Below are 22,717 nucleotides of genomic sequence, written 5' to 3' on the forward strand. Positions count from 1 at the left end.
GGTGCGAGGGTGAGCGCAACGCCGCGTCAGGTATCTTGACGTCAAGCAACTTTGTCGACCGACGCCCACCGAGCCAGGAGTCGCCGCACCCATGTCCAAGATCATCTACACCATCACCGACGAGGCGCCGATGCTGGCGACCCACTCGTTCCTGCCGGTCATCGCGGCCTACGCCTCGACCGCCGGGGTGGACGTCGAGACCCGGGACATCTCGCTGGCCGGCCGGATCATCGCCCAGTTCCCCGACCGGCTCACGGACGAGCAGCGCATCGACGACGCGCTGGCCGAGCTCGGCGACCTGGCCAAGACGCCCGAGGCGAACATCATCAAACTGCCCAACATCTCCGCCTCCACCCCGCAGCTCAAGGCCGCGGTGAAGGAGCTGCAGGAGCAGGGCTACGACCTGCCCGACTACCCGGAGAGCCCCACGACCGAGGAGGAGAAGGAGGCCCGGGCCCGCTACGACAAGGTCAAGGGCAGCGCCGTCAACCCGGTCCTGCGCGAGGGCAACTCGGACCGACGCGCCCCGGCCTCGGTCAAGCAGTACGCCCGACGGAACCCGCACTCGATGGGCACCTGGAGCCCCGAGTCGCGCACCAACGTGGCCACGATGGGCGCCGACGACTTCCGCCACAACGAGAAGTCGGTGGTCGTCGACGCCGAGGACACCCTGCGCATCGAGCACGTCGGCGCCGACGGCACCGTCACAGTGCTCAAGGAGTCGGTGCCGGTGCTGGCCGGCGAGGTCGTCGACGGCACCTTCATGAACGTCGCCGCGCTGCGCCGCTTCCTCACCGAGCAGATCGCCCGCGCCAAGGCCGACGACGTGCTCTTCTCGGTGCACCTCAAGGCCACGATGATGAAGGTCTCCGACCCGATCATCTTCGGCCACGCGGTGCAGGCGTTCTTCCCCACGCTCTTCGAGCAGTACGGCGAGCAGCTGGCCGCCGCGGGCATCTCGCCCAACGACGGTCTCGGCGCACTGCTGAGCTCGGTCTCGGACCTGCCCGACGGGGCCGCCATCGAGGCGGCCGTGCAGCAGGGCCTGGCCGACGGGCCCCGGATGGCGATGGTCGACGACACGAAGGGCATCACCAACCTGCACGTGCCCTCCGACGTGATCATCGACGCCTCGATGCCGGCCATGATCCGCACCTCGGGCCACATGTGGGGCCCGGACGGCGAGGAGCACGACTGCCTCGCGGTGATCCCGGACTCCTCCTACGCCGGCGTCTACCAGACCGTGATCGACGACTGCCGGGCGCACGGCGCCTTCGACCCGTCGACGATGGGGTCGGTGCCGAACGTGGGGCTGATGGCCCGCGCCGCCGAGGAGTACGGCTCCCACGACAAGACCTTCGAGGCGCCCGCGGCGGGCACCATCCGGGTCGTGGACTCGGCCGGCACCACGCTCATGGAGCACGAGGTCGAGCCGGGCGACATCTGGCGCGCCTGCCAGACCAAGGACGAGCCGATCCGCGACTGGGTGAAGCTGGCCGTCACCCGGGCCCGCGCGACCGGGGTCCCGGCGGTGTTCTGGCTGGACGCGGAGCGCGCCCACGACGCCCACCTGATCGCCAAGGTGGAGGAGTACCTCCCCGAGCACGACACCGACGGGCTGACCATCGAGATCATGGACCCCGCCGCGGCCACGGCGTACTCGCTGGAGCGGATCCGCCGCGGCGAGGACACGATCTCCGTGACCGGCAACGTGCTCCGCGACTACAACACGGACCTGTTCCCGATCCTCGAGCTCGGCACCAGCGCCAAGATGCTCTCCGTGGTGCCGCTGATGAACGGCGGCGGGCTCTTCGAGACCGGTGCCGGCGGCTCCGCGCCGAAGCACGTGCAGCAGCTGGTCAAGGAGAACCACCTGCGCTGGGACAGCCTCGGCGAGTTCTTCGCGCTCGCGGCCAGCTTCGAGCACCTCGCCGAGAGCGCCGGCAACGCCCGGGCCCGGATCCTCGCCGACACCCTCGACCGCGCCACCGGCACCTTCCTGGAGGAGAACAAGTCCCCGCGCCGCAAGGTCGGCGAGATCGACAACCGCGGGAGCCACTTCTACCTCGGGCTCTACTGGGCCCAGGAGCTGGCCCGGCAGTCCGAGGACGCCGAGCTGGCGGCCGCCTTCGCCGAGCTGGCCCAGACGCTGGAGGGCAAGGAGGAGCAGATCAGCGCCGAGCTGCTCGAGGTGCAGGGCTCCCCGGTCGACATCGGCGGCTACTACCGCCCGGACCCGGAGAAGGCCGAGCAGGTCATGCGGCCGTCGGCGACGTTCAACGAGGCGCTCGCCGCCCTCAGCGTGTGAGAGCGGAATAGCCCGGCGCGGGCGCCGGTTGCGGCAGGTGAGCGCTGGTCCGCCGGCCGCTGATCGCCCACCCAGAGAGCAGCCCGCATGAGCCTCACCACGCCCGCGCCCAGCCACGGCGCGGAGGAGCAGCGCGCGACCCGCATGGGTCCTGCCGTGCTCGCGCTCGCCACGGGTGGCTTCGCCATCGGCACGACGGAGTTCGTGAGCATGGGCCTGCTGCCGCAGCTCGCGGACGGCGTCGGGGTCTCGATCTCCTCGGCCGGGCACGTGATCTCGGCGTACGCCCTGGGGGTCGTCGTCGGGGCGCCGGTGCTGGCGTTCCTGGGCGCCCGGCTGCCCCGGCGGGCGCTGCTGCTCGCCCTCATGTCCGCGTTCGCGCTGGGCAACGCGGCCAGCGCGCTCGCCGGCGGGTACGGCGAGCTGGTGCTGGCCCGATTCCTGGCCGGGCTGCCGCACGGCGCCTACTTCGGCGTCGCGTCGCTGGTGGCCGCCGGGCTGGCCGCGCCCGGACGGAAGGGCCGCGCGGTGGCGCTGGTGATGCTGGGCCTCTCGGTGGCCAACGTCGTGGGCGTGCCGGCCGCGACCTGGCTGGGCCAGCACCTGGGCTGGCGGTCGGCGTACTGGGCGGTCACCGTGCTCGGCGCCCTGACCATGGCGCTGGTGGCCCGCTACGTGCCGGCGGTGCCCGGCGACCCGGAGGCCCGCGGTCGGCGCGAGCTCGGGGCGCTGGCCGTGCCGCAGGTCTGGCTCACCCTCGGCGCCGGGGCCGTGGGCTTCGGCGGCATGTTCGCGGTCTACACCTACATCGCGCCGACGGTCACCGAGGTGGGGGGTCTGCCGGAGAGCGCGGTGCCCGTCTTCCTGTTCGCACTGGGCGTGGGCATGGTGCTCGGGACCTGGGTGGCCGGTGAGCTCGCCGACCGGTCGGTGTTCGGCTCGCTGCTCGGCTCGGCCCTGGGCATGGCGGTGGTGCTGCTGCTGTTCGCCGCCGTGGCGCCACTGGGCTGGATCGCGCTCCCCGTGGTCACCCTGATCACCGTGCTCGGCTCGGTGCTGGTGGTGAACCTGCAGCTGCGGCTGATGGAGGTCGCGGGCGACGCCCAGACTCTCGGCGCCGCCATGAACCACGCCTCGCTCAACGTCGCCAACGCCCTCGGCGCCTGGCTCGGCGGCCTGGTCATCGCCGCCGGCTGGGGCTACCGGTCGCCGGCGCTGGTCGGTGCCGCCCTCTCCCTGCTGGGGCTCGCGGTCCTGTCGGTCTCCGCGGTGCTGGACCGGCGCGCCCGGAGGGCCTGAGCCTCGGACGGCCTGGGGCCCCGACCGGACGGTCGGGGCCCCAGGGCTCGTCGGGTGATCGGTCCTCAGGTCACTGCGGCGGCAGCTCTCCCTCCGCGTGCTTGGCGACCAGCGTGGTCCGACCCGGGTAGCGGACCTCCTCGACCAGCTCCTGCATGATCGGCGAGGGCTTCGTGGTGAATTGCGAGACGATGATCGTCACCGTGAAGTTGATGAGCATGCCGATCGTGCCGAACCCGGTCTCGAGGATCCCGAAGATCCCGTCACCGTTGCCGTAGATGTCGATCGTCCACAGCATGTAGGCCATCGTCGTGCCCAGTCCGGCCAGCATGCCCGCCGTCGCCCCGGCGGCCGTGCAGTTCTTCCAGAAGATGCCGAGCACCAGCACTGGGAAGAAGCTGGCGGCGGCCAGGCCGAACGCGAGCGCCACCACCTGGGCCACGAACCCTGGCGGGTTGATGCCGAGGTAGCCGGCCACGAGGATCGCCCCGGCCATCGCGATCCGGCCCACCAGCAGCTGGCGCGCCTCGGTCGCCCGGGGGTTGATCTTCTTGTAGTAGACGTCGTTGGCCACCGACGAGGAGATCACCAGCAGCAGGCCGGAGGCCGTGGAGAGGGCCGCGGCCAGGGCGCCGGCCGCCACGAGGCCGACGATCGGCGCCGGGAGGCCGCCGATCTCGGGCGAGGCGAGCACGATGATGTCGTTGTTGATCACGACCTCGTCGACGAAGTCGATCGTCCCGTTCCCGTTGCCGTCGGCGACGCTGACCAGGCCGACCTCCGACCAGGTGTTGAACCAGCCCGGGGTGTCGGCGATGGCCTGCCCCTGCAGGTCCTCGATGATCTGCAGCTTGCTGAACGCCGCGACCGAGGGGGCCGTGGTGTAGAGCAGGGCGATGAAGAACAGCGCCCACAGTGCCGAGAACCGGGCCGCCCGCACGCTCTTCGCGGTGTAGAACCGGACGATCACGTGCGGGAGTCCCGCGGTGCCAAACATCAGCGCCGCGGTGATGAGGAACATGTTCAGCATGTTCGTGCTGGCGAACGCCTCGGTGTACTCGGCCAGCCCGAGCTCGGCCTGCAGCTCGTTGAGCTCGGTGAGGATCTGCCCGAAGCCGATCTGGGGGACCGGCACGCCGGTCACCTTGGTCGACACCGCGAAGGCCGGGATCAGGTAGGCCACGATCAGCACGCTGTACTGCGCCACCTGGGTCCAGGTGATGCCCTTCATGCCGCCGAGCACGGCGTAGAAGAACACGATCGCCATGCCGATCACGACGCCGGTCGTGGTGTTCACGCCGAGGAACCGGGTGAAGACCAGTCCGACACCGGCCATCTGGCCGGCCACGTAGACGAACGAGACCACGATCGCGGCCACCACGGCGACCAGACGAGCGGTCTCCGAGTACCGGTCACCCACGAAGTCCGGGATCGTGTACTTGCCGAACTTGCGCAGGTACGGCGCCAGCAGCAGCGCGAGGAGGACGTAGCCGCCGGTCCACCCCATGAGGTAGACCGAGCCGCCGTACCCGTTCCCGGCGAACGCGACGATCCCGGCGAGCGAGATGAACGACGCGGCGCTCATCCAGTCCGCGGCGATCGCGGCGCCGTTGGCCGGGGCCGGGATGCCGCCGCCGGCGACGTAGAAGCCGGAGGTGCTGCTCACCCGGCTCGCGTAGGCGATGTAGATGTAGACGCTGAAGGTGATGATCGCGAAGATCAGGGTCCAGAGCTGGATGTCGCTCACGAGTGGTGCACCTCCTGCTCGTACTCGTCGATGCCGAACTCGGCGTCGAGCTTGTCCATGCGCCACACGTAGATCGCGATCAGCGCCACGAAGACGAGGATCGAGCCCTGCTGGGAGAACCAGAAGCCGAGCGGGAAGCCGCCCACCACGATGTCGTTGAGCGGCTCGACGAACAGGATCCCGGCCCCGAAGGAGACCAGGGCCCAGATGCTGAGCAGCACCGCCATGAGCCTGAGATTGCGACGCCAGTACGCCTGGCGTTGGGTTGCGTCCATGGATGTCCTCCTGGTCCGGAACTGCACGTGGGCACGAGACAAGCAATTCCGGAACAGGGGGGTCAATACCGATCTGTGATTCCAGTCACCCTGTTCGCCGGGCGGCACGGATTGCTCGGTCAACGGCACTTTGGCCGTCCACGAAGGGCGGGGTGGACCGCTCGTCGCGCCCGGCCCGCCGCTCGTCGTACCCGAGGCCCCGCTGGGCCGCTGACGAGTGGTCGATCGGCTCGATGTGGCAGGGTGTGTGGCTGTCACCCACTGTCGTTCTCGGGCGAGCCCGACGAGCGCTGGAGGAGTGCCATGACGCTGAGCAGGCCGGTCGCCCACCTGGCAGCGGTCGGACGGCGCCTCGCCCGTGCGCGTCGGCAACGGGGCATCGTCGGCACCCTGCGCGAGGCCGGCCGGATGGTGGCCTCGACCCGGTCCCGTCGACGGACGGCGCGCTGGGAGCGCAGGTTCGACTCCGAGTGGGGGATCGACACGGCGGGGATCGTGCGACTCACCTCGCTCGACATCGAGAGCGCCAACCGTGACCACGGTGTGCGCTACCAGGCCACGGACCCGAACCACTTCCACGCGCTCGTGGACGGGTTGGACGTCGATCCGCGTGACTTCGTCTTCGTCGACGTCGGCTCGGGCAAGGGGCGGGTCGTGGTCCTGGCAGCCCGCGAGAGCTTCGCGAGGGTGATCGGTGTGGAGTTCTCGCCCGACCTCGACGCGGTCGCCCGCCGCAACGTGGCGCGGCTGCCGCCCGAGCTGAGGCGGAACGGACGCATCCGTCTGCTGACCATGGACGCCACCGAGTTCGAGCTCCCGAGCGCGCCGCTCGTCCTCTACTTCTTCAACCCGTTCGACGATGCCGTCCTGCAGGTCGTGCTCGACCGGATCCGCGAGTCGGCCTCGGTCGATCCGCGCCCCATCTACCTGCTGTTCACAGGCCCGCTGTCCGAGCTCCCAGCGGCTCGAGCCGAGTTGCGGGCCCTGGGCGCCGCCAGTCACGCCGGCGTCGCCTACGAGGTCCGGCTGTGACAGCGGTCACGCTGTTCGCCGGGCGGCACGGATCGCTCGGTCAACGGCAGCTCCGCCGCGCGGGAGGGACGTGGTGGACCGCTCGTCGCACCCGGCCCGCCGCTCGTCGTACCCGGGGACCGTTGAACCGCTGACGAGTGGTGGCGAAGCGGCCCGAGGGGCTCCCGCACCCGGCCCGGGATCCGTACAGTCGACCCATGGCCGACGCAGTCACCCCCCGTCCCACCGCCGGAGCCTCCGGAGCCCCCGCCCGGGGGGCCCGCCCCCGACGCGGCGCCGATCCGGGGCGGCGGATGCTGCTGGGCTCGGTCCTCATGGTGGTGATCGGTTCGTTCCTGCCGTGGATCGACACCGGGCTGGGCGCCATCTCCGGGGCTCGGGGTCCCGGGCTCTGGACGTTCTACGCGGCGATGCTCGGCCTGGCTGGTGCCCTCGTGCCGCTGCGTCGGGCCGCCATCCTGCAGGGCTCCGTGCTGGCCGTGGTCGCGGTCGCCCTCCCCACCTGGCAGGCGCTCCACGTGCTCAACCTGGTCGGGACGGCCGGCTGGCTGCCCGGGCCCGGGCTGGTCCTCGTGTTCGGTGGCGGCGTCCTCGCCGGCGCCGCTGTGTGGCGCATGGTCCGTCCGCCGGCGGAGCCCGCCGAGGGCGCTGCCGCCTGAGCCGCCCGCCAGACACCCTCCGGCGGGTCCGGCGCGGCCTGACAGAATGCCGCCCATGCCCACCACTCTTGGCGCCGAGGCCACCGCCCCCGACGTCGCCGCGGTGACCGCCAGCGGCGGCGGGTCGCGGCCACGCGTGCTCTCCGGCATCCAGCCGACCGCGGACTCCTTCCACTTCGGCAACTACCTCGGGGCCCTGCGTCAGTGGGTGGACCTGCAGGAGAGCTACGAGCCGTACTTCTTCATCGCCGACCAGCACGCGATCACGGTCGAGCACGACCCGAAGCTGCTCCGGAGCCGAGTGCTGGTGGCCGCCGCCCAGCTGGTCGCGATGGGGGTGGACCCGCGGCGCTCGACGATCTTCGTGCAGAGCCAGGTGCCGGCCCACTCCCAGCTCGCCTGGGTGCTGCAGTGCCTGACCGGCTTCGGCGAGGCGCGGCGGATGACCCAGTTCAAGGACAAGTCCGCCAACGGTGGGGAGGGTGCCGCCAGCGTCGGCCTGTTCACCTACCCGGTGCTGCAGGCGGCCGACATCCTGCTCTACCGGCCGCACTTCGTCCCCGTCGGGGAGGACCAGCGCCAGCACCTGGAGCTCACCCGGGACCTCGCCCAGCGGTTCAACCACCGCTACAAGAAGACCTTCCGGCTGCCCGACCCCTACATCCTCAAGGCCACCGCGAAGATCCTCGACCTGCAGGACCCGACGTCCAAGATGTCGAAGTCGGCATCCTCTCCGGGCGGGATCATCGAGCTGCTCGACCCGCCGGCGAAGAGCGCCAAGAAGGTCCGCAGCGCGGTCACGGACTCCGGCTCGGAGATCCGGCACGACCCCGAGGGCAAGCCGGGCATCTCCAACCTGCTCACGATCCACTCGGCGCTGACCGGCCGGAGCGTCGAGGACCTCGTGGCGGAGTACGCCGGCCGCGGCTACGGCGACTACAAGGGCGACCTGGCCGAGGTCGTGGTCGACTTCGTGACGCCGTTCCGGGACCGCACGCTCGAGCTGCTCGAGGACGAGACCGCCCTGGCCGGGATCCTCGCCGACGGCGCCGAGCGGGCCTCGGCGGTGGCCGAGCGGACCTTGGCCGACGTGTACGACCGAGTCGGTTTCGTGCCGCGCGTCGGTCGGTAGGCTCGGGTCCGTGCCGACGATTGGAGTAGCGATCGCCATCCCCGAGCCCTGGGCCACCGCGCTGCAGGACTACCGGACGTCGATCGGCGACCAGACCGCCAGCCAGATCCCCACCCACATCACGCTGGTCCCCCCGACCGAGCTCACGGAGCGCGGGGAGGTCGAGGAGCACCTGGCCGCGGTCGCCTCCCGGCACCACGCCTTCCCCATCCACCTGCGCGGCACCGCGACCTTCCGGCCGGTCTCGCCGGTGGTCTTCGTGAGCGTGGTCGTCGGGATCTCCCGGTGCGAGCAGCTGGCCCTCGACGTACGCCGGGGGCCGCTCGACGTCGAGCTCGCGTTCCCGTACCACCCGCACGTCACGATCGCCCACCACCTGCCCGACGCGCAGCTGGACCGCGCGTTCGAGGAGCTGGCCGACTTCGAGTGCACCTTCGAGGTCGACGAGTTCGCGCTCTACGTCCACGACGAGGTGGCCGGCTGGAAACCGGACGCCACCTTCGCCCTCCAGCCCTCCACGGTGTCCTGACATGGCCTCGCTCAAGGAACGACTCTCCGCCAAGCTCGAGGAGCTGCGACAGCGCCGGCCGGCCCTGGACCACGTGATCCGGATGGTGCAGCACTACGGCGAGGTCAAGGGCAACCTCCAGGCGGGGGCGGTGACCTACTTCGCGTTCCTCTCGTTCTTCCCGATCCTGGCGCTCGCCTTCGCCACCGTCGGCTACGTGTCGCGGGTGTACCCCGACGCCCAGGAGGACCTGCTCAAGGCCATCGAGGCCCTGTTGCCGGACATGGTGGGCGAGGGCGACGGGCAGATCTCGCTGACCGCGATCGAGGACGCCGCGCCGGGCATCTTCAGCGTCGGTCTGCTCACCGTGCTCTACGCCGGTCTCGGCTGGCTGTCGGCCATGCGGGACGCGCTCCGGGTGGTGTTCGAGGAGCCGCTCACCGAGCAGCCGAACTTCTTCGTCGGCAAGGGCCGTGACCTGCTCACGATGGTCACCCTGGGCCTGGTGCTGATGCTGAGCGTCGCCGTGTCCAGCGTGGTCACCACCCTCGCCGAGCCGATCCTGGAGTTCCTCGGCCTCGGCATCGGCGCGGAGCCGCTGCTGTGGGCGCTGGCGATGGCGCTCGGCCTGGCGGCCAGCTCGGTGCTGTTCTTCGCCCTGTTCCGGCTGCTGGCCGACCCCGACGAGCCGACCCGGGCGCTCTGGGCCGGCGCCCTGCTCGGCGCCGTCGGCTTCGAGGCGCTCAAGCAGCTCTCGCGGTTCCTGCTGGCCGGCACGGCCGAGCGGCCCGCCTTCCAGGCCTTCGGGATCGCCCTGATCCTCGTGGTGTGGATCAACTACTTCTCGCGGGTGGTGATGTTCGCCGCCGCGTGGGCCTTCACCGACCCGGCGTCCCGTGCGGCGCGCGAGCGGGCCGAGTGGGAGCGGGCGCACAGCGCCTCGGTGCCGGAGGGCCCCGCCACCGGCCCGGCCGTGGTCAACGGCGCCGAGGCGTCCGAGCAGCAACCCGTCCTGGCCCGGGCCCGGAGCGGCGGCGTGCCGTTCGCGGCGGGGAGTGCCGCCGCGCTGGCCGCGGTCGCCTATGCCCGTCGCCGCCGCGACGGTCGCCGATGACGCCGGCCGGACCGGATCCGCTGCGCTTCGAGCGCCGGCACGCCTGGCTGTTCCTCGCGATCGCGCTCTGGAACGTCGTCACCTACGCCAACTTCGCCTCGAACCTGGTCTCCGCCTGGCAGGGCGGCGAGGACCGGGCGGTCGGCTACTGGGTGGCGCACACCGTGCTGATCGTGGTCAACACGCTGATCGCGATCGTCCTGGCCCGTCTGGCCTGGCGCATCCTCCGCCACCCGTCGCCCGTGTCCGCCTGACACAAGCGACGGGTCGGCGTGCCCGGGGCCGACACAAGCGACGGGTCGGCGATCAGTGGCCGTGACGCATGGCCGTGCGGAGGTCCTTGTTGAGCTGGGAGATGACGTCGAGGGGGATCTCCTTGGGGCAGGCGGCGGTGCACTCGCCGATGTTCGTGCACCCGCCGAAGCCCTCGTGGTCGTGCTGGCCGACCATGTTCACCACCCGGGCGTCCCGCTCGGCCTGCCCCTGGGGGAGCTCGCCGAGGTGGGTGATCTTCGCCCCCATGAACAGGGACGCCGAGCCGTTCGGGCAGGCCGCCACGCAGGCACCGCAGCCGATGCACGTGGCGACGTCGAACGCCCGGTCCGCCGCGTCCTTCGGCACCTGGATCGAGTGCGCCTCGGGCGCCGAGCCGGTGTTGACCGACACGTACCCGCCCTGCTGGATGATCCGGTCGAACGAGCTCCGGTCGACGCACAGGTCCTTGAGGACCGGGAAGGCGTCGGCGCGCCACGGCTCGATCGTGATCTCGTCGCCGTCGGAGAAGGTCCGCATGTGCAGCTGGCAGGTCGTGGTGACCTCGGGGCCGTGCGCCTGACCGTTGATCATCAGCCCGCACATCCCGCAGATGCCCTCGCGGCAGTCGGAGTCGAACGCGATGGGCTCCTCACCCTCGGCGTTCAGCTGCTCGTTGAGGACGTCGAGCATCTCCAGGAAGGACATGTCGGGGGAGACGCCCTCGAGGTGGAAGGTGTGCATCGCGCCGGGGGTCTCCGGGTTCGCCTGACGCCAGATCTTCAGGGTCAGCTTCATCCCGTCCGAGGTGGTGTCGGACTCGGTGCCTGCAGTTGCCGTCACTTGTAGCTCCGCTGCTTCATCTCGATGGCCGTGTAGGTCAGGTCTTCCTTGTGCAGGACGGGCTTCTGGGCACCGAGGCCCTCGTCCATCGCGAACTCCCAGGCCGCCACGTAGGCGAACTGGTCGTCGTGGCGCAGCGCCTCGCCGTCCTCGGTCTGCGACTCGCCGCGGAAGTGTCCGCCGCAGGACTCGCGGCGGTTGAGCGCGTCGATGCACATGAGCTCGCCCAGCTCGAAGAAGTCGGCCACCCGGCCGGCCTTCTCCAGAGACTGGTTGAGCGTCGCGGCCGAGCCGAGCACCTTGACGTTGCGCCAGAAGTCGTCCCGGAGGCCGCGGATCAGGTCGATGGCCTTCTTCAGACCGTCCTCGGTGCGCTCCATGCCACAGTACTCCCACATGATGTTGCCGAGCTCCCGGTGGTAGGAGTCGACGCTGCGGGTGCCCTGCACCGTCATGAAGTGCTCGATCCGGTCCTCCACGGACCTGCGCGCCTCGACGACCGCGGGGTGCGAGGGGTCGACGGCCTCGAACGGACCGTCGGCGAGGTAGTCGCGGATCGTGTGCGGCAGCACGAAGTAGCCGTCCGCGAGCCCCTGCATGAGCGCCGAGGCGCCGAGCCGGTTCGCGCCGTGGTCGGAGAAGTTCGCCTCGCCGGTCACGAACAGTCCCGGGATCGTCGACTGCAGGTCGTAGTCCACCCACAGCCCGCCCATCACGTAGTGCACGGCCGGGTAGATGCGCATCGGGACCTGGTAGGGGTCCTCGCCGGTGATCCGGGCGTACATGTCGAAGAGGTTGCCGTACTTGTCCTCGACGGCGTCGCGGCCGAGCCGGCCGATGGCGTCGGCGAAGTCGAGGTAGACGCCGCGGCGCACGCCCTCCACCTCGGGGCCGACGCCGCGGCCCTCGTCGCACATGTTCTTCGCCTGCCGGGAGGCGATGTCGCGGGGGACCAGGTTGCCGAAGGAGGGGTAGATCCGCTCCAGGTAGTAGTCGCGGTCCTCCTCCGGGATGTCCCGCGGGTCCTTGGTGCAGTCGGCCTTGTTCTTCGGCACCCAGATCCGGCCGTCGTTGCGCAGCGACTCGCTCATCAGGGTGAGCTTGGACTGGTGGGTGCCGGAGACCGGGATGCAGGTCGGGTGGATCTGGGTGTAGCAGGGGTTGGCCATGTAGGCGCCCTTGCGGTGCGCCCGCCAGGTGGCGGTGACGTTGCAGCCCATGGCGTTCGTCGAGAGGTAGAAGACGTTGCCGTAGCCGCCGCTGGCCAGCACCACGACGTCGGCGAGGTGGGTCTCGATCTCCCCGGTGACCATGTCGCGGGCGATGATCCCGCGGGCCTTCCCGTCGACCACGATCAGCTCGAGCATCTCGTGCCGGGTGTAGGTGGTGACGGTGCCGGCGTTCACCTGGCGCTCCAGGGCCTGGTAGGCGCCGATCAGCAGCTGCTGGCCGGTCTGGCCGCGAGCGTAGAAGGTGCGGGAGACCTGGACGCCGCCGAACGAGCGGTTGTCGAGCAGGCCGCCGTACTCGCGCGCGAACGGGACGCCCTGCGCGACGCACTGGTCGATGATGTTCGTGCTGACCTCGGCCAGGCGGTAGACGTTGGACTCCCGCGAGCGGTAGTCGCCGCCCTTGACCGTGTCGTAGAAGAGCCGGTGGACCGAGTCCCCGTCCTCCTTGTAGTTCTTGGCGGCGTTGATGCCGCCCTGCGCGGCGATCGAGTGCGCCCGGCGCGGGGAGTCCTGGTAGCAGAACGACTTCACGACGTACCCGGCCTCGCCGAGGGTCGCGGCGGCGGAGGCCCCGGCCAGTCCGGTGCCGACCATGATCACCGAGAGCTTGCGGCGGTTGGCCGGGTTGACCAGCCGGGCCTCGAACTTGCGGGTGTTCCACCGCTCGGAGATCGGGCCGCCGGGCGCCTTGGTGTCGGCGATCGGCTCGCCGGGGACGTAGTAGCCGACGGCGTCGTCGGAGTCCTGGCCGGGGGAGTCGGGGTGGGAGTCGACGTCCGAGGTGAATTCAGTCATGGCGATCAGTCCTTAGTCGACCAGGCCGAGGAGGATGGACAGCGGGACGAGCGCGAAGCCGCCGGCGATGACGACGGCGAGGAACACGCCCGCGAGGTTGGCCCGGGTGCGGCTGGCGGCCGAGTTCGTCAGGCCCAGGGTCTGCGACGCGCTCCACACGCCGTGCCGCAGGTGCATCGCGAGGGCGACCATCGCCAGCAGGTAGATCACCGTGAGGTACCAGTACTCCGGCGCGAACGAGTTCACCACCCGCTCGTACGGCGACTCCGTGACGCCGCCCGGGTGCACCGTCTGGGTGGTGAAGTGCAGCAGGTGGAAGATCACGAAGAGCAGCAGGGCGACCCCGCCCCAGCGCATCATCTTCGACGAGAGCGTGCTGGCCACGGCCTTGCGGACGACGTACTTCTGGGTCCGGGCCCGGCCGGCGCGCGCCCACAGCGCGAACGCCGCGTAGGCGTGGCCCACGATCGAGAGCAGCAGCACCACGCGCACGGTCCAGAGCAGGCCGCCGTACGGCAGCATCGGCTCACCGAAGGTGCGCAGGTGGTGGGCGTACTCGTCGAACGCCTCCTGGCCCGCGAAGACCTTGAGGTTGCCGTACATGTGCAGCAGGACGTAGCCGATGAAGACGAGGCCGGTGACGGCCATCAGGAGCTTCAGCGCGATCGTGGATCGCGTGGACCGGCTTCCTTTGATGAGGGTCGGGGTTGCCACACAGGCCACCGTATCGCCCGACCGGAAGCCCGAGGGCCTCGGGGGATGTGACATGTGCCGCCTTGACGGCGGCCCGGATCGTGCTGCGCGGATGTCACTCGGGTGGGCGGTTCTGCGCGGGCGTTCTCGGGCGCGCCTCTTGTCGGCCGCCGCGATCTGTGACAAGAGTGTTCCCCATCACACGTGCCCCACGGAGGTGGCGATGGCGTCGACCGACGCGGGAGTGACCGGACCGACCCGGGCCCGGATCGAGGAACGGACCCTGCGCCAGGACCGCTGGTGGCTCTCGCCGCTGGCGACGTTCGTGGTCTTCACGGCCTTCGTCGTCTACGCGACGGTGCGCGCGTTCATGGGCCGCGACTACTACGCCTCGCCGTACCTCTCGCCGTTCTACTCCCCCTGCCTCGGCGACTGCGTCGAGGGCGCGAGTGACTTCGGCCAGCCGTTCCAGGCGTTCCCGCTCTCGGCGGCGCTGATCATCCTGGTCTTCCCGCTCGGCTTCCGGATGACCTGCTACTACTACCGCAAGGCCTACTACCGGGCGTTCTGGCTGTCCCCGCCGGCGTGCGGCGTCGCCGAGCCGCACTCGGCGTACTCCGGTGAGACCCGGTTCCCCCTGATCCTCCAGAACGCGCACCGCTGGTTCTGGTACGCCGCGGTCGTGGTCGGCCTGATCCTGTCCTTCGACGTGGTGCTCGCCTTCCGCAACGAGGACAAGGAGTGGGGCCACATGGGCCTCGGCACGCTCCTGATGCTGGTCAACGTGATCCTGATCTGGCTCTACACGCTGTCCTGCCACTCGTGCCGGCACGCGGTCGGCGGCCGGCTGCGGCACTTCTCGAAGCACCCGGTCCGGTACCGGCTGTGGACCTGGGTCTCCCGGCTCAACGTCCACCACGGCCGGTACGCCTGGTACTCCCTGTTCTCGGTCGCGCTGGTGGACCTCTACATCTACCTGCTCGCGATCGGTGCCATCGACGACGTGAGGTTCTTCTAGTGGCTTCGACCGGACCCGCCGCGGGGCGGCACCCGATGACCGGCAACGAGATGTCGGGGAGCGAGACCGGTGGCATGGAGCGGCACACCTACGACGTGGTCGTGGTCGGTGCCGGCGGGGCCGGGCTGCGGGCCGCGATCGCCGCCCACGAGGCCGGCTCCCGGACGGCGATCGTGTGCAAGTCGCTGCTGGGCAAGGCGCACACCGTGATGGCCGAGGGCGGCATCGCGGCCGCCATGGGCAACAGGTGGCCGGAGGACAACTGGGAGGTGCACTTCCGCGACACCATGCGTGGCGGGAAGATGCTGAACAACTGGCGGATGGCCCAGCTGCACGCCCAGGAGGCGCCCGAGCGGGTGCAGGAGCTCGAGGACTGGGGGGCGCTGTTCGACCGCACCGACGACGGCCTCATCTCGCAGCGGGACTTCGGGGGGCACCGGTACGCCCGGCTGGCCCACGTCGGCGACCGTACCGGGCTGGAGATGATCCGCACCCTGCAGCAGCGCGCGGTCGCGCTCGGGATCGACGTGTTCATGGAGTGCACCGTCACCGACCTGATGCTCGACACGAGCGACGGGTCGCGGATCTCGGGGGCGTTCGGCTACTGGCGCGAGACCGGCCGGTTCGTGGTCTTCGAGGCACCCAGCGTCATCCTCGCGACGGGCGGGATCGGCAAGTCCTTCAAGGTCACCAGCAACTCGTGGGAGTACACCGGCGACGGCCACGCGCTGGCACTGCGCGCCGGCGCCAGCCTGATCAACATGGAGTTCGTCCAGTTCCACCCGACCGGGATGGTCTGGCCGCCCTCGGTCAAGGGGCTCCTGGTCACCGAGTCCGTGCGCGGCGACGGCGGCATCCTCCGGAACTCCGAGGGCAAGCGGTTCATGTTCGACTACATCCCGGAGTTCTTCCGGGCCGAGACCGCCGACACCGAGGAGGAGGCGGACCGCTGGTACGACGACAAGGCCAACAACCGCCGTCCGCCGGAGCTGCTGCCGCGCGACGAGGTGGCCCGGGCGATCAACTCCGAGATCAAGGCCGGCCGCGGCTCACCGCACGGCGGCATCTTCCTCGACATCGCCTCGCGCCGGACCCCGGAGTTCATCCGCAAGCGGCTGCCGTCGATGTACCACCAGTTCAAGGAGCTGGCCGACGTCGACATCACCGCGGAGCCGATGGAGATCGGGCCCACCTGCCACTACGTGATGGGCGGCGTCGAGGTCGACGCCGACACCGAGCTCAGCGGGGTCGAGGGGCTCTACGCGGTCGGTGAGTGCTCGGGCGGCATGCACGGGTCGAACCGGCTCGGCGGCAACTCCCTCTCCGACCTGCTGGTCTTCGGGCGTCGGGCCGGCGAGAGCGCCGCGTCGTACGCCGCCGGGCTGGGCGCCCGCCCGCAGGTGGCGGACGCCGACGTGACGGCGGCCGCGACCAGCGCGCTGGCGCCGTTCGAGGGCTCCGCGAGCGGCACCGAGAACCCGTACACGATCCAGCAGGACCTGCAGCAGACGATGAACGACCTGGTCGGGATCATCCGCACCGGTCCCGAGCTGGAGGCCTCGCTCGCCGAGATCGACCGGCTCAAGGAGCGGGCCCGGCACCTGCTCGTGGAGGGGCACCGGCAGTACAACCCCGGCTGGCACCTCGCGCTCGACCTGCGCAGCATGCTGCTGGTCTCGGAGTGCATCGCCAAGGCCGCCCTCGAGCGGCAGGAGTCCCGCGGCGGGCACACCCGCGACGACTTCCCGGGGCCGGACCCCGAGTGGGGGAGCCGGAACCTCGTGCTCCGTCTCGACGCGGGAGGCGAGGGCGTGGAGCTGGCGCACCAGCCGCTGCCGGCGATGCCCGACGACCTCAAGACCTACTTCGAGGGGAGCTGACATGTCCTACGACCTGACGCTGCGGGTCTGGCGCGGTGACGCCGACGGCGGCGAGCTCGGCGACTACACCGTGGAGGTCTCCGACGGCGAGGTGGTGCTCGACGCGATCCACCGGCTCCAGGCGACCCAGGCAGGCGACCTCGCGGTGCGGTGGAACTGCAAGGCCGGCAAGTGCGGATCGTGCAGCGCCGAGATCAACGGCCGGCCCCGCCTGCTCTGCATGACCCGGCTCTCCGACTTCGACCCCTCGGAGACGATCACGGTCACCCCGATGCGCTCGTTCCCGGTGATCCGCGACCTGGTCACCGACGTCTCCTTCAACTACGAGAAGGCGCGCGAGCTCCCGTCGTTCGCGCCCGGCCCCCGCGACGACGACGGCAAGCGCCGGATGATGCAGGTCGACGTGGAGCGCGGCCAGGAGTTCCGCAAGTGCATCGAGTGCTTCCTGTGCCAGAACACCTGCCACGTCGTCCGCGACCACGAGGAGAACAAGCCGGCCTTCGCCGGGCCGCGGTTCTTCCTGCGGTACGCCGAGCTCGACATGCACCCGCTCGACACCCACGACCGGCGCGAGCTCGCCCAGGGGGCGGCCGGGCTCGGCATGTGCAACATCACCAAGTGCTGCACCGAGGTGTGCCCCGAGGGGATCCGGATCACCGACAACGCGATCATCCCGATGAAGGAGCGGGTGGTCGACCGCAAGTTCGACCCGCTCGTCTGGCTGGGCAACCGGATCGGGATCCGCAGCAAGGACGACGAGGGCCGCACCGAGGTCTGAGCCCGCGGCGCCCGGCGTCGGAAAAGTCACACAGGGTGGCCCCGCCCCGCGCGGGCTCCTATCGTTCGCACCATGACGTCCCCGGGGAGTGCTGACGACGCCGTCGAGGGCGGCCTGGACGAGCCCACCGAGCTGGAGCCCGAGCAGGGCTCGCTGGCCCTGGCCACCGAGCACGACCGGTGGACCCGGCCGGACTGGGAGCGGGCGGCGGCGGCGGTGCTGCGCAAGGCCCGCCGGATGTCCGAGGACGACCCCGACAGCGACGTCTGGCGGGAGCTGACCCTGCGCACCCTCGACGACATCGAGGTCGCGCCGCTCGGCACCCCCGAGTCGGTCGAGGGCCTGGCCGCGACCGGTGCGCCCGGCGCGGCGCCGTACACCCGCGGTCGGCTGCCGGAGCGACCCGAGACCGGCTGGGACATCCGCCCGGTCTTCTCGGGCCCGGACCCCCGCGGCACCGCCGAGGCGGTCCTCGTCGACCTCGAGAACGGCGCGACCTCGGTCTGGCTGGACCTGGGTCAGGGGCTGCCCCCGGAGCAGCTGGGCGCGGTGCTGGAGAGCGTCTTCGTGGACCTGGCGCCGGTGGTCCTCACCGCGCCCGCGGACCCGGCAGGTGCCGCCCGGGCGCTGCTGGCGGTGCTCGAGGAGCGCGGGGTCGAGCCGGCGGAGGGCACGAACCTGGGCGCCGACCCGATCGGGGCGCAGGTGCGGGGCGGTCTCGAGTCGCTCGCCGGCACCCGGGCGTCGACCACCGAGGCGGACGAGGCGCTGGTCGAGGTGGCCCGCCTGGCCCGGGACGCGGGCACCCTCGGTGTCGTCGTCGACGGCACGGCACTGCACGACCTCGGCGCCTCCGACGCCCAGGAGCTCGGCTACACCCTGGCCGTCGGCGCGGCGTACCTGCGGACGCTGACCGCCGCCGGGCTCGGGATGGAGGAGGCGCTCGGGCTCATCGAGTTCCGCTACGCCGCGACCGCCGAGCAGTTCCCCACGATCGCCAAGCTGCGGGCCGCCCGCCGTGCCTGGGCGCGGGTCGCCGAGCTCGGCGGCGCCGCCCCGGAGCACCGTGCGCAGCGCCAGCACGCGGTCACCTCGCGGCCGATGATGGCCAAGTACGACGCCTGGGTGAACATGCTGCGGACCACGGTGGCGGCCTTCGCCGCCGGTGTCGGCGGCGCGGACGCGGTGACCGTGCTGCCGTTCGACACCGCCCTCGGCGCGCCGGACGCCTTCGCCCGCCGGATCGCCCGCAACACCTCCTCGCTGCTGGTCTCGGAGTCCCACGTCGCCCGGGTGGCCGACCCGGCCGGCGGCTCGTTCGCCGTCGAGAGGCTCACCGACGACCTGGCCCGCGCTAGCTGGGAGGAGCTGGACCGGATCGAGGCCGCCGGTGGGATCCGCGCGGCCCTGGCCGACGGGTCCGTGCGGACCCGGGTCGAGGAGGTCTCGGCCCGGCGGGAGTCGGAGATCGCCCACCGGACTCGGCCGCTGACCGGGATCTCGGAGTTCCCCCACCTCGGCGAGACGCTGCCCGAGCGTGCCCCGTGGCCGGTCGAGGACCGGGTCCGCCGCTACGGCGCGTCGTTCGAGGCGCTGCGCGACGATCCCGCGGACCGGGCCGTCTTCCTCGCGACCATGGGCCCGGTCGCGGCGCACACGGCCCGCGCGACGTACGCCACGAACCTCCTCGCCGCCGGCGGGGTTGCGGTCGAGGCGGCCGGGCCGACCGACGGCGCCGACGCCGTGCTGGCGGCGTACGACGGCCAGCCGGTGGTCTGCCTGGCCGGCACCGACGCGACGTACGCCGAGTGGGGGGCCGAGCTGGTCGCCGCGCTGCGGGCCGCCGGGGCGCGGCACGTGGTCCTGGCCGGCCGACCGCGCGACCTGGAGGTCGACGACTCGTGCGCGGTGGGTGTGGACGCGCTCAGGTTCCTGCACACGACGAGGGAGAAGCTGGCATGAGCATCCCGGAGAGCTTCGCGGGGCTGCCGCTCGACGGTGGGTCCGACACGCCCGCCGACGCCCGCCCCTCCACCGGCGGCGAGCCGTGGCAGAGCCCGGAGGGGATCGGGATCCTCCCGGTCTACGGTCCCGAGCACCTCGAGGGGCTCGACGCGCTCGACACCCTCCCCGGGCTGAGCCCGTTCCTGCGCGGGCCCTACCCGACGATGTACACCACCCAGCCGTGGACGATCCGGCAGTACGCCGGATTCTCGACCGCCGAGGAGTCCAACGCGTTCTACCGCCGCAACCTGGCGGCCGGGCAGAAGGGCCTCAGCGTGGCCTTCGACCTCGCCACCCACCGCGGCTACGACTCCGACCACCCCCGGGTGCGCGGCGACGTCGGCATGGCCGGGGTGGCGATCGACTCGATCTACGACGCGCGCACGCTCTTCGACGGGATCCCGCTCGACGAGATGTCGGTCTCGATGACGATGAACGGCGCCGTGCTGCCGGTGATGGCGCTCTACATCGTCGCGGCCGAGGAGCAGGGGGTGGCGCCGGAGCAGCTCGCGGGGACCATCCAGAACGACATCCTCAAGGAGTTCATGGTCCGCAACACCTACATCTACCCGCCGGCGCCGAGCATGCGGATCATCTCCGACATCTTCGCCTACACCGCCGAGCGGATGCCGCGGTTCAACTCGATCTCGATCTCCGGCTACCACATCCAGGAGGCGGGGGCGACCGCCGACCTGGAGCTGGCCTACACCCTCGCGGACGGGGTGGAGTACCTCCGGGCCGGCCTCGGCGCCGGGCTCGACATCGACCGGTTCGCGCCGCGCCTGAGCTTCTTCTGGGCGGTCGGCATGAACTTCTTCATGGAGGTCGCGAAGATGCGCGCGGCCCGGGCGCTGTGGGCGCGGCTGGTCCGCGACTTCGACCCCCGGAACCCGAAGTCGCTGTCCCTGCGCACCCACAGCCAGACCAGCGGCTGGTCGCTGACCGCCCAGGACGTCTTCAACAACGTCCAGCGCACCTGCATCGAGGCGATGGCCGCGACCCAGGGCCACACCCAGTCCCTGCACACCAACGCCCTCGACGAGGCGATCGCGCTGCCGACGGACTTCTCGGCGCGGATCGCCCGGAACACCCAGCTGATGCTGCAGCAGGAGTCCGGCACCACCGGCGTCATCGACCCGTGGGCCGGCTCCTACTACGTCGAGCGGCTCACCCACGACCTCGCCGAGCGGGCGTGGGCGCACATCCAGGAGGCCGAGCGGGCCGGCGGGATGGCGAAGGCCATCGAGCAGGGCATCCCGAAGATGCGCATCGAGGAGGCCGCGGCCCGCACCCAGGCCCGGATCGACGGCGGCTCGCAGGCGGTGATCGGGGTCAACACCTACCGGCTCGCCGACGAGGACCCCCTCGACGTGCTCCGGGTCGACAACGACGACGTCCTCAAGCGCCAGCTGGCCAAGCTGGAGCGGCTGCGCGCCGAGCGCGACGACGACGACGTACGCCGCACGCTCGAGGCCCTGACCGCCTCGGCCGGGGAGGGGCACCGCGAGGGCGGCTCGCTGGACGGCAACCTGCTGAAGCTGGCCGTCGACGCGGCCCGGGCCAAGGCCACCGTCGGCGAGATCTCCGAGGCCCTGGAGAAGGTCTACGGGCGGCACCAGGCGGTGATCCGTACGATCTCCGGTGTGTACCGCGACGAGTCGGCCCAGGCGGCCGACGGCAAGCTGCAGGCGGTCCTCGATGCCACCGAGCGGTTCGAGGAGGAGGAGGGTCGGCGCCCGCGGATCCTCGTCGCCAAGATGGGCCAGGACGGGCACGACCGCGGCCAGAAGGTGGTGGTGACCGCCTTCGCTGACATGGGCTTCGACGTCGACGTGGGGCCGTTGTTCTCCACGCCGGAGGAGGTCGCCCAGCAGGCCGTCGACGCCGACGTCCACATCATCGGGGTCTCCTCGCTCGCCGCCGGCCACCTCGCGCTGCTGCCGGCGCTGCGCTCGGCGCTGGCCGAGCTCGACCGTCCCGACATCATGGTCGTCATCGGCGGCGTGATCCCGCCCGACGACGTGCCGACGCTCCTCGAGATGGGGGCGGCCGCGGTCTTCCTGCCGGGCACCGTCATCGCGGACTCGGCGCTGGACCTGCTCGCGAAGCTGTCGGCCGACGGCTGATGGCGGCCGCGGGTGGGCCGGCGCGACGCCCGGTCGACGTCGCCGAGCTGGTCGCCGGGGTCCGTGCCGGCCGGCGCGGGGCGGTGTCCCGGGCGATCACGCTCGTGGAGTCGTCTCGCACCGACCACCGGGCCGCGGCGCGCGAGCTGCTGGCCGAGCTGGCCCCGGACCCGGCGGCACGGCCGTCGGTCCGGGTCGGCATCTCCGGCGTCCCCGGCGTGGGCAAGTCGACGTTCATCGAGACCCTCGGTGAGGACCTGACCGAGGCCGGCCACCGCGTGGGTGTGCTCGCCGTGGACCCGTCCTCGGTGCGCACCGGCGGCTCGGTCCTCGGTGACAAGACCAGGATGGCGCGGCTGTCGGTCAACCCGGCCGCCTACATCCGCCCGTCGCCGGCGGCCGGCACCCTGGGCGGGGTAGCCCGGGCCACCTCTCAGGCGATGCTGGTGCTCGAGGCGGCGGGGTACGACGTGGTGCTGGTCGAGACGGTCGGCGTCGGGCAGTCCGAGGTGACCGTCGCCGGGATGGTCGACACCTTCCTGTTCCTGACCCTGGCCCGCACCGGTGACCAGCTCCAGGGCATCAAGAAGGGAATCCTCGAGATCGCGGACGTGATCGCGGTCAACAAGGCCGACGACGACGGCGGCCCGGGGGACCACCGGGCCGAGGCCAGGGTGGCCGCCCGGGACCTCGCCGGTGCGCTCCGGTTGGTGCACGGGCGGGGGGAGTGGGCCCCACCCGTGGTGACCTGCTCCGGTCTCACCGACGTGGGCGTCGACGAGGTCTGGGCCCGGGTGCTCGCGCACCGCGACCACCTCGGCGCCGAGGGGCTGGCCGCGAAGCGCGCCGCGCAGCAGCTGGACTTCACCTGGGCGCTCGTGCGCGACGAGCTCGAGCAGCGACTGCGCCGGTCCGCTGGGGTGGCCCGGGTCCGGGACGAGGTGCGCGCGGCGGTGCTCGCGGGCGAGCTGGCCGCCCCCGCGGCCGCCGACCGGCTGCTCGCGGCCTACGACGACTGAGGC

Annotated in this window: 19 protein-coding genes; 14 read left to right on the top strand and 5 right to left on the bottom strand. The window is 71.4% G+C overall.

From position 1 onward, the window contains the following. The first annotated feature begins 91 nt into the window (after nt 1-91). Nucleotides 92-2,308: an NADP-dependent isocitrate dehydrogenase gene (locus IE331_RS03295; protein ID WP_192140448.1), complete on the top strand. Its 2,217-nt coding sequence runs from the start codon at nt 92-94 to the stop codon at nt 2,306-2,308. An 87-nt stretch (nt 2,309-2,395) separates the two neighbouring features. Further along, nucleotides 2,396-3,607 carry an MFS transporter gene (locus IE331_RS03300; RefSeq protein ID WP_192140450.1) on the top strand — a complete coding sequence of 404 codons (1,212 nt, stop codon included), beginning with the start codon at nt 2,396-2,398 and terminating at the stop codon, nt 3,605-3,607. 70 nt (nt 3,608-3,677) lie between these two features. Here IE331_RS03300 and IE331_RS03305 read toward each other — a convergent pair whose 3' ends face one another. Then, on the bottom strand, nt 3,678-5,354 hold the full coding sequence (locus tag IE331_RS03305) for a sodium:solute symporter family protein (RefSeq protein ID WP_192140452.1): 1,677 nt from the start codon (nt 5,352-5,354) through the stop codon (nt 3,678-3,680). Continuing rightward, nucleotides 5,351-5,629 carry a DUF4212 domain-containing protein gene (locus IE331_RS03310; RefSeq protein ID WP_192140454.1) on the bottom strand — a complete coding sequence of 93 codons (279 nt, stop codon included), beginning with the start codon at nt 5,627-5,629 and terminating at the stop codon, nt 5,351-5,353. Before IE331_RS03310 ends, IE331_RS03305 begins: the two co-directional genes overlap by 4 nt. Nucleotides 5,630-5,932: 303 nt before the next feature. Between IE331_RS03310 and IE331_RS03315 the strand changes: the two genes are divergently transcribed. From IE331_RS03315 to IE331_RS03340, 6 genes are all read left to right on the top strand, one after another. Next, nucleotides 5,933-6,661 carry a class I SAM-dependent methyltransferase gene (locus tag IE331_RS03315; protein ID WP_192140456.1) on the top strand — a complete coding sequence of 243 codons (729 nt, stop codon included), beginning with the start codon at nt 5,933-5,935 and terminating at the stop codon, nt 6,659-6,661. A gap of 197 nt (nt 6,662-6,858) precedes the next feature. Continuing rightward, nucleotides 6,859-7,320 carry a hypothetical protein gene (locus tag IE331_RS03320; RefSeq protein ID WP_201930976.1) on the top strand — a complete coding sequence of 154 codons (462 nt, stop codon included), beginning with the start codon at nt 6,859-6,861 and terminating at the stop codon, nt 7,318-7,320. 55 nt (nt 7,321-7,375) lie between these two features. Continuing rightward, nucleotides 7,376-8,452: a tryptophan--tRNA ligase gene (gene trpS, locus IE331_RS03325; RefSeq protein ID WP_192140458.1), complete on the top strand. Its 1,077-nt coding sequence runs from the start codon at nt 7,376-7,378 to the stop codon at nt 8,450-8,452. A gap of 10 nt (nt 8,453-8,462) precedes the next feature. Further along, nucleotides 8,463-8,981, top strand: a complete 519-nt coding sequence (locus IE331_RS03330) for a 2'-5' RNA ligase family protein (protein WP_192140460.1) — start codon at nt 8,463-8,465, stop codon at nt 8,979-8,981. 1 nt (nt 8,982) lies between these two features. Further along, on the top strand, nt 8,983-10,074 hold the full coding sequence (locus tag IE331_RS03335) for a YihY/virulence factor BrkB family protein (protein WP_192140462.1): 1,092 nt from the start codon (nt 8,983-8,985) through the stop codon (nt 10,072-10,074). Then, on the top strand, nt 10,071-10,328 hold the full coding sequence (locus IE331_RS03340; protein WP_201930978.1) for an SCO4848 family membrane protein: 258 nt from the start codon (nt 10,071-10,073) through the stop codon (nt 10,326-10,328). The genes IE331_RS03335 and IE331_RS03340 overlap by 4 nt, the downstream gene beginning before the upstream one ends. Before the next feature lie 52 nt (nt 10,329-10,380). On the opposite strand, the gene IE331_RS03345 is transcribed toward IE331_RS03340, so the two are convergent. From IE331_RS03345 to IE331_RS03355, 3 genes are read right to left on the bottom strand one after another with little or no spacing between them, the layout of a single operon-like run. Next, entirely contained in the window at nt 10,381-11,124 is a 744-nt protein-coding gene (locus IE331_RS03345) for a succinate dehydrogenase/fumarate reductase iron-sulfur subunit (protein ID WP_192141674.1), read from the bottom strand. 41 nt (nt 11,125-11,165) lie between these two features. Further along, nucleotides 11,166-13,196: a fumarate reductase/succinate dehydrogenase flavoprotein subunit gene (locus IE331_RS03350; RefSeq protein ID WP_192140464.1), complete on the bottom strand. Its 2,031-nt coding sequence runs from the start codon at nt 13,194-13,196 to the stop codon at nt 11,166-11,168. A 12-nt stretch (nt 13,197-13,208) separates the two neighbouring features. Then, nucleotides 13,209-13,910 (bottom strand): succinate dehydrogenase cytochrome b subunit, encoded by a 702-nt coding sequence (locus IE331_RS03355; protein ID WP_192140466.1) that lies wholly within the window; start codon nt 13,908-13,910, stop codon nt 13,209-13,211. Nucleotides 13,911-14,112: 202 nt separating this feature from the next. Here IE331_RS03355 and IE331_RS03360 point away from each other — a divergent pair, with 202 nt between their 5' ends. From IE331_RS03360 to meaB, 6 genes are all read left to right on the top strand, one after another. Continuing rightward, complete coding sequence (locus IE331_RS03360) at nt 14,113-14,907, top strand: hypothetical protein (RefSeq protein WP_192140468.1); 795 nt, start codon at nt 14,113-14,115, stop codon at nt 14,905-14,907. Further along, nucleotides 14,907-16,787, top strand: coding sequence for a fumarate reductase/succinate dehydrogenase flavoprotein subunit (locus IE331_RS03365; RefSeq protein WP_201930985.1), 1,881 nt, complete (start codon nt 14,907-14,909; stop codon nt 16,785-16,787). Before IE331_RS03360 ends, IE331_RS03365 begins: the two co-directional genes overlap by 1 nt. A gap of 1 nt (nt 16,788) precedes the next feature. Continuing rightward, nucleotides 16,789-17,565 (top strand): succinate dehydrogenase/fumarate reductase iron-sulfur subunit, encoded by a 777-nt coding sequence (locus IE331_RS03370; RefSeq protein ID WP_192140469.1) that lies wholly within the window; start codon nt 16,789-16,791, stop codon nt 17,563-17,565. 72 nt (nt 17,566-17,637) lie between these two features. Continuing rightward, the gene (locus IE331_RS03375; RefSeq protein WP_192140471.1) at nt 17,638-19,527 is read left to right on the top strand and encodes a methylmalonyl-CoA mutase family protein; all 1,890 of its coding nucleotides are present in this window, start codon (nt 17,638-17,640) and stop codon (nt 19,525-19,527) included. Then, a complete protein-coding gene (scpA, locus tag IE331_RS03380; RefSeq protein ID WP_192140473.1) occupies nt 19,524-21,695 on the top strand; it encodes a methylmalonyl-CoA mutase in 2,172 nt (723 codons plus the stop codon). The genes IE331_RS03375 and scpA overlap by 4 nt, the downstream gene beginning before the upstream one ends. Then, nucleotides 21,695-22,714 carry a methylmalonyl Co-A mutase-associated GTPase MeaB gene (meaB, locus tag IE331_RS03385; RefSeq protein ID WP_192140475.1) on the top strand — a complete coding sequence of 340 codons (1,020 nt, stop codon included), beginning with the start codon at nt 21,695-21,697 and terminating at the stop codon, nt 22,712-22,714. The genes scpA and meaB overlap by 1 nt, the downstream gene beginning before the upstream one ends. The last annotated feature ends 3 nt before the right edge of the window (nt 22,715-22,717 follow it).

It is taken from the genome of Nocardioides donggukensis (assembly GCF_014842875.1).
Lineage (GTDB): Bacteria > Actinomycetota > Actinomycetes > Propionibacteriales > Nocardioidaceae > Nocardioides > Nocardioides donggukensis.

Excerpts from the sequence above, each read along its gene's own strand:
- IE331_RS03300 (WP_192140450.1), top strand. The coding sequence starts at position 2,396 with ATGAGCCTCACCACGCCCGCGCCCAGCCACGGCGCGGAGGAGCAGCGC.
- IE331_RS03320 (WP_201930976.1), top strand. The coding sequence starts at position 6,859 with ATGGCCGACGCAGTCACCCCCCGTCCCACCGCCGGAGCCTCCGGAGCC.
- trpS (WP_192140458.1), top strand. The coding sequence starts at position 7,376 with ATGCCCACCACTCTTGGCGCCGAGGCCACCGCCCCCGACGTCGCCGCG.
- IE331_RS03360 (WP_192140468.1), top strand. The coding sequence starts at position 14,113 with ATGGCGTCGACCGACGCGGGAGTGACCGGACCGACCCGGGCCCGGATC.
- IE331_RS03345 (WP_192141674.1), bottom strand. The coding sequence starts at position 11,124 with ATGAAGCTGACCCTGAAGATCTGGCGTCAGGCGAACCCGGAGACCCCC.
- IE331_RS03315 (WP_192140456.1), top strand. The coding sequence starts at position 5,933 with ATGACGCTGAGCAGGCCGGTCGCCCACCTGGCAGCGGTCGGACGGCGC.
- IE331_RS03295 (WP_192140448.1), top strand. The coding sequence starts at position 92 with ATGTCCAAGATCATCTACACCATCACCGACGAGGCGCCGATGCTGGCG.
- IE331_RS03340 (WP_201930978.1), top strand. The coding sequence starts at position 10,071 with ATGACGCCGGCCGGACCGGATCCGCTGCGCTTCGAGCGCCGGCACGCC.
- meaB (WP_192140475.1), top strand. The coding sequence starts at position 21,695 with ATGGCGGCCGCGGGTGGGCCGGCGCGACGCCCGGTCGACGTCGCCGAG.
- IE331_RS03375 (WP_192140471.1), top strand. The coding sequence starts at position 17,638 with ATGACGTCCCCGGGGAGTGCTGACGACGCCGTCGAGGGCGGCCTGGAC.
- scpA (WP_192140473.1), top strand. The coding sequence starts at position 19,524 with ATGAGCATCCCGGAGAGCTTCGCGGGGCTGCCGCTCGACGGTGGGTCC.
- IE331_RS03350 (WP_192140464.1), bottom strand. The coding sequence starts at position 13,196 with ATGACTGAATTCACCTCGGACGTCGACTCCCACCCCGACTCCCCCGGC.
- IE331_RS03310 (WP_192140454.1), bottom strand. The coding sequence starts at position 5,629 with ATGGACGCAACCCAACGCCAGGCGTACTGGCGTCGCAATCTCAGGCTC.
- IE331_RS03370 (WP_192140469.1), top strand. The coding sequence starts at position 16,789 with ATGTCCTACGACCTGACGCTGCGGGTCTGGCGCGGTGACGCCGACGGC.
- IE331_RS03335 (WP_192140462.1), top strand. The coding sequence starts at position 8,983 with ATGGCCTCGCTCAAGGAACGACTCTCCGCCAAGCTCGAGGAGCTGCGA.